Origin of the sequence: Nocardia sp. NPDC058176 (assembly GCF_042883805.1) — a bacterium.
In the GTDB taxonomy this organism is placed as follows: Bacteria; Actinomycetota; Actinomycetes; order Mycobacteriales; family Mycobacteriaceae; genus Nocardia.
Genome location: NZ_JBHVVA010000006.1, coordinates 141,508 through 156,116, shown reverse-complemented (window position 1 = coordinate 156,116; position 14,609 = coordinate 141,508). Strand labels below are relative to the sequence as shown.

Annotated in this window: 12 protein-coding genes and 1 pseudogene; 9 read left to right on the top strand and 4 right to left on the bottom strand. The window is 65.0% G+C overall.

Annotated features, from left to right (window positions below):
• Positions 1-32: 32 nt before the first annotated feature.
• From ACFVVM_RS27275 to ACFVVM_RS27255, 5 genes are all read left to right on the top strand, one after another.
• Entirely contained in the window at positions 33-3,590 is a 3,558-nt protein-coding gene (locus ACFVVM_RS27275) for a DEAD/DEAH box helicase family protein (RefSeq protein ID WP_387623866.1), read from the top strand.
• Between the two features lie 104 nt (positions 3,591-3,694).
• Entirely contained in the window at positions 3,695-4,987 is a 1,293-nt protein-coding gene (locus ACFVVM_RS27270; protein ID WP_387623864.1) for a restriction endonuclease subunit S, read from the top strand.
• Positions 4,984-5,946, top strand: coding sequence for a hypothetical protein (locus ACFVVM_RS27265; protein WP_387623862.1), 963 nt, complete (start codon positions 4,984-4,986; stop codon positions 5,944-5,946). Before ACFVVM_RS27270 ends, ACFVVM_RS27265 begins: the two co-directional genes overlap by 4 nt.
• Entirely contained in the window at positions 5,936-6,670 is a 735-nt protein-coding gene (locus ACFVVM_RS27260) for an HIRAN domain-containing protein (protein ID WP_387623859.1), read from the top strand. The genes ACFVVM_RS27265 and ACFVVM_RS27260 overlap by 11 nt, the downstream gene beginning before the upstream one ends.
• Before the next feature lie 62 nt (positions 6,671-6,732).
• Complete coding sequence (locus tag ACFVVM_RS27255; RefSeq protein ID WP_387623856.1) at positions 6,733-8,247, top strand: N-6 DNA methylase; 1,515 nt, start codon at positions 6,733-6,735, stop codon at positions 8,245-8,247.
• 474 nt (positions 8,248-8,721) lie between these two features.
• Here the strand turns inward: ACFVVM_RS27255 and ACFVVM_RS27250 are convergent, their stop codons facing one another.
• Both ACFVVM_RS27250 and ACFVVM_RS27245 read right to left on the bottom strand, forming a co-directional pair.
• Entirely contained in the window at positions 8,722-9,906 is a 1,185-nt protein-coding gene (locus ACFVVM_RS27250) for an XRE family transcriptional regulator (RefSeq protein ID WP_387623854.1), read from the bottom strand.
• Positions 9,899-10,711 (bottom strand): hypothetical protein, encoded by an 813-nt coding sequence (locus ACFVVM_RS27245; protein WP_387623851.1) that lies wholly within the window; start codon positions 10,709-10,711, stop codon positions 9,899-9,901. Before ACFVVM_RS27245 ends, ACFVVM_RS27250 begins: the two co-directional genes overlap by 8 nt.
• 206 nt (positions 10,712-10,917) lie before the next feature.
• Between ACFVVM_RS27245 and ACFVVM_RS27240 the strand changes: the two are divergent.
• Positions 10,918-11,142, top strand: a pseudogene (locus ACFVVM_RS27240) (transposase); the annotation flags it as partial.
• A 111-nt stretch (positions 11,143-11,253) separates the two neighbouring features.
• Here ACFVVM_RS27240 and ACFVVM_RS27235 read toward each other — a convergent pair.
• Together ACFVVM_RS27235 and ACFVVM_RS27230 are read right to left on the bottom strand one after the other, a co-directional pair.
• Positions 11,254-11,634 (bottom strand): hypothetical protein, encoded by a 381-nt coding sequence (locus ACFVVM_RS27235; RefSeq protein WP_387623849.1) that lies wholly within the window; start codon positions 11,632-11,634, stop codon positions 11,254-11,256.
• 59 nt (positions 11,635-11,693) lie between these two features.
• A complete protein-coding gene (locus tag ACFVVM_RS27230; RefSeq protein WP_387623846.1) occupies positions 11,694-12,365 on the bottom strand; it encodes a TetR/AcrR family transcriptional regulator in 672 nt (223 codons plus the stop codon).
• A 164-nt stretch (positions 12,366-12,529) separates the two neighbouring features.
• On the opposite strand from ACFVVM_RS27230, the gene ACFVVM_RS27225 reads away from it, so the two are divergent.
• From ACFVVM_RS27225 to ACFVVM_RS27215, 3 genes are read left to right on the top strand one after another with little or no spacing between them, the layout of a single operon-like run.
• A complete protein-coding gene (locus ACFVVM_RS27225) occupies positions 12,530-12,745 on the top strand; it encodes a hypothetical protein (RefSeq protein ID WP_387623844.1) in 216 nt (71 codons plus the stop codon).
• Positions 12,742-13,995, top strand: coding sequence for a hypothetical protein (locus ACFVVM_RS27220; protein WP_387623841.1), 1,254 nt, complete (start codon positions 12,742-12,744; stop codon positions 13,993-13,995). Before ACFVVM_RS27225 ends, ACFVVM_RS27220 begins: the two co-directional genes overlap by 4 nt.
• A gap of 29 nt (positions 13,996-14,024) precedes the next feature.
• Positions 14,025-14,384, top strand: a complete 360-nt coding sequence (locus ACFVVM_RS27215) for a hypothetical protein (RefSeq protein WP_387623839.1) — start codon at positions 14,025-14,027, stop codon at positions 14,382-14,384.
• Positions 14,385-14,609: the final 225 nt, after the last annotated feature.

Below are 14,609 nucleotides of genomic sequence, written 5' to 3'. Positions count from 1 at the left end.
TACCGAGGAACAACACCGCTTCAGGGGGCAGAATGCTGACAGTCGATCCGAGACTGCTCGACGCCGCACGCCAATCGGTCAACTTCGGACCGCTGACCTCGATCGAACCGTTGCTCACCATCTATGGCGCAGGTGCCGAATCCACTGTCTACACCGACCCCAACGGGGCACTGATCAAGTGCCGCCAGTTCGGCGAGGTGCTCGCTGAACAGCTGATCCGGCGCAGCGGCACCCGGTTCAACGGGTCGAAGCAGATCGATCGCGTCAGGGCCCTCGAAAACGCCGGCGTGCTTACTCAATCCGCTTCCACCGCACTGCACGATATCCGCAAGATCGGCAATGAGGCCACGCACAGTCACCTGTTCAATGTCCGATTCGCGTTGCGGTCGGTCGAGCAATGCTGGCAACTCGGCAACCTGCTGAGGTTGGCGCTGGCCCCGACCGATCAGGAGCTCCGCAGTTTCATCGCGCCCAGCCCGCCCGCACCACCGACCCCTGTCGTACCCGGTGACCAGGAACAACTCGACGAGATCAACCGCAAACTCGCGGCATCGCGGACCGAGCTGACTGAAACGCTGACCGTTCTCGACGCCGCCAAGACTGCTCGAGTCGCTGAAGCCCAAGCACGGCAGGCCGCTGAGATGCAACTGGCGGAGGCACGGCGCCGCGAATCCGAGGTCGCGGACCGGTTGGCCGCCCTCGAACAGCAGCTCGCAGCGCTCCAAGGCTCCGGCACGCTCGCGTCGCGGGAGCCGGAGAAGGTTTCACTGGCTACCGGCAGTGCGTTCTCCAAGGCATTCCGTCGCCGACCTCCGTACAACGAGGTCCAGGCACGTCGCGTCATCGATGCCCAGCTCGCCGCGACGGGTTGGGTGATTCAGGACTATGCCGACATCAATCCCGTGGCGGCGGTCGGCGTCGCAGTGCGTGAGTTCCCCCTCGCGACCGGTTTTGCCGACTATCTGCTGTATGTCGACGGCAAAATCGTCGGAATCATCGAGGCCAAGCGCGAGGGCACGGCGCTCGTCGGGGTCGAACAGCAAACCGCGAAGTACTCCGCGGGGTTGAGTAAGCAAGATCAGTTTGCGGCGTGGCGGCGTGGCGAGCCACTGCCGTTCCTCTACGAATCGACCGGCGCGGAGACCCGTTTCACCAACCGGCTCGACCCGAAACCTCGGTCCCGGGGAGTCTTCACCTTCGCCAAGCCGCAGACGATCCGATCGTGGATGTGGCAGGCCGATGAACGACCCGACGCGCCGACTTTCCGCGCCCGCTTGCAGCACCTCCCAGCTCTCGATCCGAAAGGGCTGCGCCCCAATCAGATCAAAGCTGTCAAGGGCATCGAGAAATCCCTCACCGAAAACCGCCGCCGCGGACTCGTGCAGATGGCCACCGGCGCCGGCAAGACCTTCACCGCCGTGACATCGTGCTATCGGCTGATCAAACACGCGGATGCCGCGCGAATCCTGTTTCTTGTCGATCGCAACAACCTCGGCGAGCAGGCCCAGTCGGAGTTCGAGAACTACTGCCCGGTCGACGACGGGCGTCGGCTGGGCGACATCTACAACGTGCAGCGGCTCGCCGGTACCACCGTTCTGGGGTCGACCAATATCGCCATCTCGACCATCCAGCGATTGTTTCTGATGTTGCAAGGCAAGGAGCTTCCGGACGTCGACGATGATGTCGACGGTGAAGTCGTCGAGCCCGATTCGCCGGTCGACGCGGTGTACAACCCGAACGTGCCGCCGGAGGCGTTCGACCTGATCGTCGTCGACGAGTGCCACCGGTCCATCTACGGCCGGTGGCGCGCGGTGCTCGACTATTTCGATGCCCCGGTCATCGGACTGACCGCGACTCCGACGAAGCAGACGCTGGGCTTCTTCGACCAGAACCTGGTCAGCGAGTACACCTACGAGGAGTCGGTGATCGACGGCGTCAACGTTCCGTTCGACGTGTACCGGATCCGCTCACGGATCACCGAGCAGGGCGCCACGATCGAGGCGAAGACCGTTGTGCCGGTGCGCGATCTGCGAACCCGTGCCCAGCGTTATCTCGAACTCGACGAAGACTTCGCCTATACCGGCGAAGCGATCGGTCGGACGGTGATCGCCGAGGACCAGATTCGGTTGGTGCTCAGCACGTTCCGGGACCGGCTCTACTCCGAGATCTTCCCTGGTCGCTCGGCTGTGCCGAAGACGCTGATCTTCGCGAAGACGGACGCGCACGCAGACCTCATCGTCGAACAAGTACGCGAAGTCTTCAATGAGAGCGCCGATTTCGCCGCCAAGATCACCTACAAGACGAAGATCGCGGGCCGAGACCCCAAGCAACTGCTGCAGGATTTTCGCAACAGCCCATCGTTGCGTGTGGCGGTGACGGTGGACATGATCGCCACCGGCACCGACGTGCGCGCTATCGAGTGCGTGTTCTTCCTGCGCGCGGTGCGGTCGGCGGTGTACTTCGAACAAATGAAAGGTCGCGGTTCCCGAATCATCGGAGCCGATGATTATGCGGCGCTGACTCCGGACGCCACCAAGGGTTTCACGAAGGATCGGTTCGTCATCGTCGACGCGGTCGGCGTCACCGACTCGCCGCTGGTAGACGCGACACCGATGGAACGCGACGCCTCCGTATCGCTGGAAAAGCTCTTGCAGCGGGCCGGTACCACGACCATCACCCCCGATGAGGCCTCCAGCCTCGCGGTGCGGTTGGCGAAGCTGGCCTCTCAGCTCGACCCCGCCGAGACGGCCGAGTTGGCCGAAGTCGCCGGTGGTGTCGAACTGCGCGAGATCGCGAAACAGATCGCACTCGCCAGCGACACCGACGCCATCCTCGCCGCTGAAGCCCGGGGCGGAGAAGCGGAGGTGGCCAAGCAGATTCACGATGGTGTCGCGCCCCTGACCGGAAATCCGAAGCTGCGCAAAGCGATTCTCGATATCCGCCGGAAGAAGGATCTGATCTTCGATCAGGTCAACGCGGACACCCTGCTCGGTACCGACCGCGTCGCGTACGGCAAGGGCACCCACGAGCCGGTTCGCTCGTTCCGGGAGTACCTCGCCGAGCACCGCGACGAGATCACGGTGCTGCAAGTGCTACACGGCAGCGCGCCGGGTCGACCTACCTATTCCGAACTCAAGGCACTCGCTGAGAAGGTGGCGCGGGTTCCTGCCATCGGCAGCATCGAATCGCTGTGGCGCGCGTATGCCGATCTCGGAGAACTGGCCGACCCCGAACACCAGGTCGAGGTGCCGGACTTGGTTTCCATCCTCCGCTTCGAGCTGTCGAAAGATGATGGCGCAGCGCCTGATTCGAAGATTCGGCCGTTCGCTTCCGAGGTCGAGGAGCGGCTGGCCTCCTGGCTGGATGAGCAGCAGCGACGCGACGTCACCTACACCGATCGCCAGCTCCATTGGCTCGGCACCATCGCGGATGTGGTGAAAACCAACATCGCGGTGGAGATCGGCGACCTCGATCAGATACCGTTCATCAACCTGGGCGGTAGCCAGCGTTTTGCCGCCGATTTCGACATCACGAACAGAGAGGCTGCGGAGCAGTTGCTGGACGAGTTGAACACTGAGCTGATCGCGTGACGAAGCGGGAGTTGCCAGCGGGGTGGGCGTCGGCGACGCTGGGCGAGGCAACAGTGGTCTCGCCTCGAGACCCCGCCCTCGGCTCTGCCGCACCCTTCGTCACAATGAGCGCGGTCGAAGTAGGAAAGCGGCATCCAGTTGCATATGAGCAGCGCGGGAGCCGCGCGGGGATTCGCGCGCGCGGCAATGATGTGCTTTTCGCGCGAATAACGCCATGCCTCGAAAATGGCAAAGTCGCGATGCTGCCGGTAACGGCCGAGCCAACCGGTGGCAGCACCGAGTTTATCGTCATTCGCCCCACTACTGCTGTCGATCCCGCCTTCCTCTATTACTGGTGTTTGCACCCAGACGTACGGAATGATGCCAAGCATCACATGGCCGGTGTGACCGGGCGTATGCGACTCGCAGCAAGCGATCTGGCGAAGTTTGAGTTCTCCCTCCCCCCGCTCCCCGAGCAGCACCGCATCGTCGAAGCCCTCGAAGACCACCTCTCCCGCCTGGACGCTGCGGAATCGATCCTGTCGTCGATCAGCCGTCGAACCGAAAATCTAGCGGCTAAAATACTCGACGACGCTATTCTCGGCCATGCCTCAAATCAACCGCTATCGAGCCTCCCCGCCCACCTGAGAGGCCGCCATCGATTCAGGTACCAAGACTTGCCGAGCCTGCCCGAAGGCTGGAAATGGCAACTCGCATCCGACGTATGCGTTTCGATCAACTCGGGTTCCACACCGAAGGCTGACCTCATGCAACAGGACCGAGGGGAAGTCCCGTTCTTGAAGGTTTACAACATCGATCCCGCCGGAAGCATCGACTTTACGAAGAATCCTACCTTTGTCTCTCGCGACACCCATCGTGGCCAACTCAAGAGGTCTATTGCTCTCCCTGGAGATGTCGTCACCAACATCGTTGGCCCTCCCCTTGGAAAAAGCGCCGTAGTGCCGGATACGTTTGCAGAGTGGAACACCAACCAGGCAATCGTATCCTTTCGCGCGGGTTCCCCTGTCCGACCCGCCTGGCTGGCCGTATGCCTGCGATCGCCGTTCATCGTTAACCTCCTGAAGAGCACAGCGAAAGCAACGGCCGGTCAGTTCAATATCGCTCTCTCGACGTGCCGTGAATTACCTCTCCCGGTGCCCCCTCTCGATATGCAGGACAGACTGTTGGAAGAGATTGAGCTCACGGGCTCAACCCTTCAGCACGCGGATTCAGTCCAGCGACCCGCGCTGCGGCGGTCTTCGGTCCTGCGCCACGCTGTCCTCCGAACAGCCTTCAACGGCGAACTCGTCGACCAGGACCCCACCGACGAACCCGCCGACATCGCACTCGCCAAGATTCGTGATCAGGCGAGTGCTGCCCCACGGCGTCGCCGTCGAAAGGAGTCGGTTCCGACGTGACCTACCCGACGCGCGAAGGAAGGGCGGCTGAGGGGCAGCACGTTTGGCGGGTCGAAGTGGTCGACGAGTGGGCGATGGCGTCGGATTCCGACCAGCTCCGAACCACCGACGAGCCCCTCGGCACCAAGGAGAAGTTCTGGGTCTCCGCGCCCGATGACAGCCGCTACCTGTTCAAGTACGCACGCGTGCACGAATCCGGTCGCATTATGGGCGAGGACTGGGTGGAGTGGGTCGTCCACGAGTTGGCCACGATGCTGTCGATACCCACCGCCACCGTTATCCCCGCAACGCACAGTAACCGGCGGGGCGTACTTTCGCTTTCCGTGCTCCGACCCGGCGACCGATTGATCCACGGAAACGAGCTGCTCACCCGGATCGACCCGTCCTACGACGGCCGGATCTCGCGAAAGAACCCCCGCTACACCGTCGAGGCTGTCTGCGCAGCGCTCGACGGCGTCGCCGCGCCAGCGTCGTGCCAACCACCGATCTCGACCGCGTTCGACGTGTGGGCCGGTTACCTGATACTCGATGCCTGGGTCGCTGGTCGGGACCGCCACCACGAGAACTGGGCTGCGATCGACCACGCGGGAAAACTCGAACTCGCACCCTCCTTCGATCACGGCAACGCCCTCGGCTTCCAGGAGCGCGAGGAGTGCGTCCAAGAACTTGCTTACTCGGAGGAATCGCTGGCGCGGTGGGCACGGCGTGGTCGTAGCCACCACTTCTGCGATGACGGCGTCGAGGGCCGACCCGGCTTGGTCCACCTCGCGTCGACGGCGCTCGAGCTGGCCAGCCCTGGAGTCCGCGAGCACTGGTTCGGGGCGCTGGCGGCGGTCACCAATGCGCAGATTCAGGCTGTACTCGGGAGTGTTCCCCCAGGATACTTGTCAGAGGTAGGGCGTACCTTCAGGACGAAGTTGCTCCATCACAATCAGGAAAGGATCCTCCATGGTGACTGACGCACTGTCCCGGGCGGTCCCCGCGTTCGATGCTCGAGTTTCCCGACGCTTGTTCCTGATCTGGCAAAATCCCGCGTCACGACAGTTCGTTCGAGTCGGAATGCTGTCCGAACTCAGTGACGGGCGCTACGCCTTCGAGTACACCGACCAGGTGCACAGCGCGGAGGGGTTCTTCCCACTCACCCAGTTCCCCGAGCTGGACGGCACCTATGTCTCGAACGGCCTTCCCGCCTTCTTCGTGAACAGACTCATGTCGCGCAAGCGTGATTCATTCCCCGCCTACCTGCATCGACTCGGTATCGACTCGCCGGAGCTGGACACCCCGATGGAGCTGCTCGCCCGCACCGGCGGACCGCGAGCCACCGACACCTTCCATTTGGTCAGCGACCTGATGGCCAGCTCCGACGGGGTCGTTACCAGCCGTTTTCTGGCGTCGGGTGTGCGTCACGTCGATGTCGACGGCTTGCGTCTGGCCTGCGTCGAGGACGGTCAGCAGCTACATCTGCGGCCCGCGCCCGACAATCCGGTAAACGCGCGCGCGCAGCTGATCTGTGTCGAGAGCGGGGAGGCTGTGGGATACGTCCCGGACTGGCTACTCGCCGACCTAGAGGAACTCCAAGCTCGCTCGAGCGAGTTCAAGATTTTCGCGGAGCGAGTGAGTCCTGAAGCGCAACCGCACCTGCGCCTGCTGTGCCGTGTCGAAGCACGCGTGTCTCCACACTGACCTGCCGTCGTGGAGCGTGCTCCGACACCTGGCATCGGTTGCTCACCGGCTAGCATCGACCGGTGAGCAACGCCGCCGAACTTCGCCGCCTTGTCGACAAACTGTGGAGCTACTGCGATGTCCTACGGGATGCCGGGGTCTCGGCGATCGACTATGTCGAGCAGCTCAGCTTCCTCCTGTTCCTGAAGATGGCCGACGAGCGCCAGCAGAACTTCGTGAACCCGGTCCAAATTCTGCCGACATCGCTCGACATCTCGTGGGACCGCCTCACCCAGCTCGACGGAGTGGCGCTCGAGCAGGAGTACCGACGCATCCTGAGCGACCTCGGGAAAGAAACCACGAACCTTGGCGTCGTCTTTCGCAAGGCTCAGAACCGGATTCAGGAACCGGCGCTGCTACGCAAACTCGTCGTGGACCTGATCGGTTCCGAGAACTGGTCGAGCATCGGCGGTGACCTCAACGGCGATGCCTACGAGGGGCTGTTGCAGAAGTCCGCCTCCGACATCAAATCCGGTGCGGGCCAATACTTCACCCCGCGCACCTTGATTCATGCCATGGTCGAGGTGATGCGGCCGACCCCAGCGGACACCATCGTCGACCCCGCGTGCGGAACAGGCGGGTTCCTACTGGCCGCGGTCGAATATCTGCGGGCCGCGCACAGCGCCACCATCACACCCGAGCAGCGGACCGAGCTCAGCGAGGGACGGACTGTCCGTGGCGTCGAACTGGTCGACGGCACCGCCCGACTCGCGACAATGAACATGTTCCTGCACGGCATCGGGCAGGCCACGGGTGATCCGGTGATCGACGTGCACGACGCGCTGGCGACAAAACCCGCGCGGTCCGCGTCGGTGGTGCTGGCCAATCCCCCGTTCGGAAAGAAGTCATCGATCACCGTCGTCGGGGACGACGGCCGAGCCGAGCGCGAAGATGTCGCCTACAACCGCCAGGACTTCTGGGTCACCACCACCAACAAACAACTCAACTTCGTTCAGCACATCGCGTCTCTGCTCGCTGTTGACGGTCGAGCGGCTGTCGTCGTGCCGGACAATGTGCTGTTCGAAGGTGGTGCGGGCGAGCAGATTCGCCGGCGACTGCTCAAGGAGTACGACGTCCATACGCTGCTGCGCCTCCCCACCGGCATCTTCTACGCGGGTGGAGTCAAAGCGAACGTACTGTTCTTCGACCGTAAGCAGGCCCGTCCCAGTCAGCCCTGGACCGAAAAACTGTGGGTGTACGACTTCCGCACCGGAGAACATTTCACCCTCAAACAGCGGCCACTGCGTGACGAGCACCTCGCCCCGTTCATCGACGCATACAACGCGGTCGACCGATCCGCACGAGTCGAGTCCGAGCGATTCAAGCCGTACTCGTACGACGAGTTGGTCGCCCGCGACAAAGCGAACCTCGACATCACCTGGCTCAAAGACCCGTCACTGACCGACGCAGACGACGGAGTGCCGCCGGAGATCATCGCACAAGAGATCGTGGAGGACTTGACCGCCGCGCTCGCGGAGTTCTCCGCTGTCGCCGACGCGTTGGCCGCCCGCGCAGCCGAGGTGGCAGGCCGGTCCTAAGTCATCGCGTCTGACGCGCTCTCGATACGGTCGCTTCCCGGTGCCGTACACCGCGCGGATGGTGCACGCCGCTCACACCGGTCGGCACCGGATACCGTGCGGCCCCGGCCACACCAACGAGCCTGTGTTCACACCCGGGGCCGACCGGATTTAGGACCAAGCTGCGAGGTCTCCACCGATGGAGGGAGATAGCCGCCGGATAGTATGCGGTTTGCCCGGCAGGAAGTTGCTTGTCGGCACCTTCCTACACAAGATGGTGCCCGCTTCGAGCAGATCCAGGTGGGCGCGGTACGCCATCGTGCAGCAGGTCACGACACTCAGATCACGTACTGCCCGGCTATGACCAGGCGTTTTCCCGTTGCCCTCGTTATGTGTGCCCCGCTGAGGAATCGAACCTGCGACTCACCAGCAGGCCAGGGTGCAATCCGACCAAGATCGGGAGCCGCCTGTGCAACGCCGCCGACGTAGTCGCGGTCAGCGAGCCGTCGTCTCGAGGTCGGTGACCAGGCGCAGGACGGGACGGTCATCGGGTTGACCGAGGAGCTGGCGCACGCGGTTGGGGCGCCATCGCAGCTCGCGGGCCAGGCTGGTCAAGGTGAGGGTGCCGTGGTTTTCGGCGAGTTCGAAGGCCTTGGCGAGCAGTGCGGGGATCTCGCCGGGGTACTGAGCGACTAGATCGGAGCCGAGTATGCCGACCTCGTAGAGGTGGTTGAGGCGCTGGTAAGCACGACGGGCGACAGCGTCGGAGATGGTGCCGGTTTCGCAGGAGCGGTACACCAGGGACTTGATCGAGACGCCCCACTCGTGGCTGAGCTGCCGGAGCGCGTTGATGTCGAAGCGGCGGGGAAGCTGGTCGCGGATCTGGTCGGCGGGAGTGAGGAACTCGGCGGCGAAAGCATCGGCATCGTGTTCTTGCTCGCTGTCACCTGGCGCGGCGTCGCGGTGCAGTACGAGATGACCGAGTTCGTGGGCCGCGGTGAAACGATGCCAGCACACGTCGTCGCCGCGATCCGGGGTGAGCACGATCATCGGTCGCGGCATGCGGGAGGTGGAGAAGGCGTTGACGGTCGGGGTGTCGCCGCCAGCGAACTCGACCATAGTGGTGACGATCCCCCGTATTTCCATGGTGCGCACCAGATGCGGGATCGGGCCGGGCCCGATTCCCCAGTGCGCCCGCAGCGCGCGGGCGGCGGCTGCCGGGTTGTCACCGAGTTCGGAGGGATCGTCGGGAAGGAACCCTGGCAAGTCGATCGCGGGGAGCTGAACGTGACGTTCGAGGACATGGGTGAGCTCCCACACCTGCTGAGCGAAGGCGACGGCCTTGGCGCGCTGGGCGGCCTTGGTCGAACGCAGACTGCGGAAATGCGCGCCAGCACCATCGAGTTGGGCGAAAGGGCGCCCTGCGGCGAAGAACTCGACAGGGACGTCGAGCACTTCTGCCACGCGGAGCAGATGATCTGGCCGTGGCGGTGAGGTCATCGATTCCCACTGGCTCACGGCCGCACCCGAGACTCCGATCTGGCTGGCCAGTGCAGCTTTGGTCAGTCCGGCGAGCTGGCGGGCCTGGGTGAGCCGTGCTGGGTCGAACACCACCGCGGAGGCCGGAACCGCCGCGGTGGTGTCACCGGAGAACAGGGTCAGCGGTGGACGTTCAGGCATCACTCGACGTCTCGGGTTGTGGCACCGGCGGCTGACCGCCGTCCGGTGCGGTCAGCGGAGGGCGCGGTGCAAGGTCGAATTCCGGGGGCGGAGTGGACTGATGCCAGCGGGGGCCGGTGCCTGTCTTCGGCTCGGGAACCGGCGTCGGGCCGGTTTGCACCGGGGTCTGCTCGTCCTCGGGTGGTGCGGGGATCTGCTCGATCTCGCTCCAGGACAACCGGCCGCGGTCGTCGGCCTGGGAAGCTTCGCCCCAGAAGACACGCAGGATGCCCGCGCGCGGGTTGGCGGCGTAAGCGATGAGGACCAGCCGACCCGCTTCGATCGCGTCGTCGAGGAAGGTCTCGTCGTCCTCGAACTCGGCATCGAGCTCTTCCTCGGTGAGTTCGGCGTGATCGAAGGAGAGCTGGGAATCCGACTTTGCCTGGGTGAGCGCCAGCAAGCTCTCGCGCAGCTTCGACATCGTCATCTTCGCGTTCGTCACCGGCGTGTGAGCGTCGTCGGCGAACTTCCAGGGGTAGAGGATGATGCTGTCCTCGCCCACCACGTTGAGCTCGTAGCGGGCACGTGCCGGCTTGATCCGCCGCAGTTCCGGTACAACAGCCTCGATCGCGTGGCCGACCTCCTCGTGCTGGACGAGCCAGATCAACCCGTAGCCGTCGTTGGACTCCAATTTCAAACCCGTGTGAGCGGCCAGTGCGCGCTGGTGCGCCGCCCGAAGACCGCGCCAGATCGCATTCCGCAACAGCAGGGCGTTGCCGCCGAATCGCTTGGTCTCCCACGGTGTGGGGACAACCTGCTCGCTCATGGATCCCTCCCCGGCACCCCACTACGATCACTTACGAATTAAGAACCGAGAGCAGGGTAGCACTTAAGTTTCTCGCAGCGACTGCGCGCCGCGCCGTCGAGGCTCGACCTACTCATGGTCGCCCCCACTCGGCCGGTGTGCACCTGAATTGCTCTACTGCAACACATTTCGTGCCCATGGCGGTGACCGGGTGAACTCCCTCGACACAGCAACACCCTGACCACCCGATCATCAGCAGCTTCCCTGGCCTGGCCAACCTCACCGGCGCCCGCGTCCTGGCCAAGATCGGCGACGACCGTCACCGGTTCACCGACGCCCGCGTGCTGAAGCGCTACGCCAGATCCGGACCCGCCACCCGCGCGTCCGGACGCATCATCTCGATCACATTCCGCCGGATCAAGAACGACCGTCTTGCCCCCGCTGGCTGGGTCGGGGGCAGACCAATGCCGGAGCCCCTCGCAGCGTGACACGTAGAAGCATCGGAGGTCTTCGATGTGCTCTATTGAACCCGCGACGTCCGTTCCACCACCTACCCACCAAACTCACGGCCCATGGGTTGCGTTGATCGCGGAGACCAGCATATTCCCGGTCACCACCATTCCTGCACCGAACACCAGCGCGCCCACGACCAGGGCGACTGCCGGGCCGCGCCACCGAGACCCGCCTTCAGCCCCCAGCACCCAGCTAATGCACCCTGCCAGGAACCATCCTGCCCACGCGACGCTCCACGAAGGCGACGCGCGCTCGAAGATCACGTCCACCGTGCACGGGGCCCGGAAACCGCAGTGGCCAGGTTCGCTGAACGTGATCCAGATCATCCACGAGAGAAACGCCGTCCAGACGAAAGCCAACGCGCCCAACGCGGCCCACGTGTTCTCGAAACGATCCGAACGGACGGGGCGGGTCATCTTGCTCACGGACATACGCGCCAGTCTGCCGGTATCGCCCAGCGCGTTCTCGTTGTGCGAGAACGTGATCGCTATTACTCCTCGTGATCGCGATTCAGTGCCGCGAGCGTCACGAAGATCGGGACCTCCGGATCGGCCTCGACACCGCGTCCCCGTAGGAACGCTCCGATCATTCCCCACACCAATTCCCCGACTCGCTCCACGAACTCCGCCGGGGAAGGAGTGGATTCGGTGAGCCAGAGATCCGTGAGCGCGATCATCGCCCCCACGATCGCGCGGGCGAGGTATTCGATGCCGTCGGTGGCGAGGGGAATCGAATCGGCCACCTTGTGCGCCTTTTTCGCGAAGCGGTCGGCGACGGTGCTACCCAGGTCGTACTGCCAGACGGCGCCATCCCGGGCCGACCCGGTTTGGGCCTGGGCGAGGAAGCGGAACACGTTGGGGTGGGTGAGGATGTGCGCGGCGTAGTCGCCGAGCGCGGCCGCGATCGCTTCGCGTGGTGGCTGGAGCAGGAGGGTGAGGTCGGTGCCGGTGGCGGTGAAGGCGGTGTCGGCGAAGCGGGTGCCGATGGCGGCGTACAGGTCGCCCTTGTCGGTGAACTGGCGGTACAGGCGTGGCTTGGTGATGCCTGCCTCGGCGGCGATGGCGTCCATGCTGGGGCGCGGGCCGTCGCGGTCGAGGACGCGGATGGCCGCGTCGACGATCGCGTCCCGGGTCACCGGTGGCGGTCGATGGGCGCGGTTCACGGATTCTGACCCTACACGTACTGGCGGTACGAACACTCGCCTTACAAATGCCCACGTAGCCCCGACATGAGTCCAGCAGGCTTTACATTCCTGGACCGTACCGGCAGTATCACGCTCCGTACCGGCAGTACGAGTTCTGTCGGGCACCAGCGAAGGAGAAGCCCGTGACGGATGCCATGCAGCGCCTCACCACGACACTCGGCACCCCACCGCCATCGGACTTCGCCACCCTCACCCCCGACGAACTCACTCGCCTCGACGGCTACGTGCGCGGCGCGCTCGACCAGCGCGAAGCCGCCTTGAACAAGGCACTGGACTCCGGCATGCGCCTCGTCCCCCGGCTGGCCCGTCCGGCCGTGAAGAAGGTGCTCGGCCTGTGACCGCCACGCACCACACCACCGCCGAGATCGCCAAGCTGGCCCGTGTTCTCGAACTGTCCGACCCCGCCGAGCTCGATTTCCTCGCCGAGCTCCCGCCCGCCGCAATTCGCGCGTTTCGCGATCAGGTCGGCGATCTGATCTCCCGGCGCGAGGCCCGGCGCATGCAACGCATCGGGGCCGCGGCCAAACTCGTTCCCGCCGCGGTCGCCGCCAAGGTCACCGAGTCCGCCTTCGGGCCCGTCTTGGCCGCCGCGGTGGCCGGTTCGGTCGATCCCGCGCGTGCCGTCGCGATCGCGGGTTCGCTCTCGCCCGCGTTCCTCGCCGACGCCACCGTCACCCTCGACCCTCACCGGGCCACGGACGTGATCGCCCATGTTCCAACGAAGATGGCCGCCGCGGTCGCTCGCGAACTCATCCGCCGCGGCGACTACCTCACCATGGGCCGGCTGGCCGGGTCCGTCCCCGACGCGGCCCTGCGCGCCGCTCTCCCGCACGCCGCCGACATCGACCTCCTCCATGTCGGCTACTACCTCGAGGACACCTCCGCCGCGGACCGTCTCCTCGCCATCGTCGCCGATCGCATCCCCGGGATGCTGCGCGCCACCCACACCGAAGGCCAGTGGGCCGAAGCGATCACCCTGCTCGACCTGCTCGGACCGGCCGAACGCTCCCGCATCGGCGACCTCGCCGCCGCCCAGGACGACGAGCTCATCGACGGATTGCTCACCGCCGTCGAGGAACTCGACGCCTGGGACACCCTCCTACCGGTGGCCGCGGGCATGACCCCCACCTCCCTGCATCGTCTCGCCCAACGCCCCCTTCTGCACAACCCCGACACCCTCGGAACCATCCTCACCACCACCGCCGGCCACAACCTCTGGCCCCAATTCCTCCCCCTCCTCGACGCCCTCCCCGCCGAAACCCACCCCGCCCTCGCCACCACCATCGCCACCCTCACCGACGACCAATTCCAGGCCGCCCTGACCGCCTGCCCCACCAGCGATTCCCTTCCCACCCTGCTCGATCTCGTCCTCCGCCAAGACGACGCCGCCCGCGCCCGCTCCCTCACCCTGCTCGACAACTCCCCCGACCTGGAATCCCTCATCGCCGCCCTCCCCGCCACCGAAACCCCGATGTGGGAACGGCTCCGCGATCTCCGCACCGAAATCCCCACCCGCACAATGACTCTCCTCGCCACCCGGGCAGCACAGTGCGGCCTCACCGACATCAGTGACCAGCTGACGGCGTGACGCGCCTCCCACCCGATACTCTCGGCAGCGTGCACGTCATCGGGAGCCGAAGGCGCAACCAACCCGCACCCCCGCACGCGATCTTCGAATCGCTCACCAACCCCGACCGCGACCCCACCCGCCGATGGCTCATCCTCCTTTCCGACGAAATACGCCCCAGAGTCCTCGAGAGCACCCACCCCGACCTCGTGGTGTGGAGCTCCCTGTGGCCCCGCCGCCCCGACGCGCGCCTCCGGTTCGACCTCCCCTCCGACGGCGGCAGCGGCACCGACCTGCGCTGGACGCTCTCCATCGACGACCCGCTCCCCGACGAGTCCACCACCGGCCACCTGCGCAAACGCGTCAACCAACTCATCAACGCCAACCTGCGCCGCAGCTACGGCCAATGAGTCCACGGCGGACTCGGCGGCTGAAGGAGTCGCCGACGCCATCATCGCGGGCAACTCCGACGCGCGCCTGGAAGCACTGCAGATGGCTGTGGCCGTGACCGCGCTGCTCGCCATCACGGCGCTGTTCGGCACCGGCCGATTGCCGCGTCGGCCGGTCACCGGAATCACCCCTTCCGGGTGAGGCCGTCGCCGAGCACCGGTGGTTTGCTGATTGCAACCGACCGC

Bases quoted from the DNA above. Each gene is read 5' to 3' on its own strand.
- ACFVVM_RS27260 (WP_387623859.1), top strand. From the start codon at position 5,936: ATGGTGACTGACGCACTGTCCCGGGCGGTCCCCGCGTTCGATGCTCGA.
- ACFVVM_RS27275 (WP_387623866.1), top strand. From the start codon at position 33: ATGCTGACAGTCGATCCGAGACTGCTCGACGCCGCACGCCAATCGGTC.
- ACFVVM_RS27270 (WP_387623864.1), top strand. From the start codon at position 3,695: ATGAGCGCGGTCGAAGTAGGAAAGCGGCATCCAGTTGCATATGAGCAG.
- ACFVVM_RS27250 (WP_387623854.1), bottom strand. From the start codon at position 9,906: ATGCCTGAACGTCCACCGCTGACCCTGTTCTCCGGTGACACCACCGCG.
- ACFVVM_RS27235 (WP_387623849.1), bottom strand. From the start codon at position 11,634: ATGTCCGTGAGCAAGATGACCCGCCCCGTCCGTTCGGATCGTTTCGAG.
- ACFVVM_RS27245 (WP_387623851.1), bottom strand. From the start codon at position 10,711: ATGAGCGAGCAGGTTGTCCCCACACCGTGGGAGACCAAGCGATTCGGC.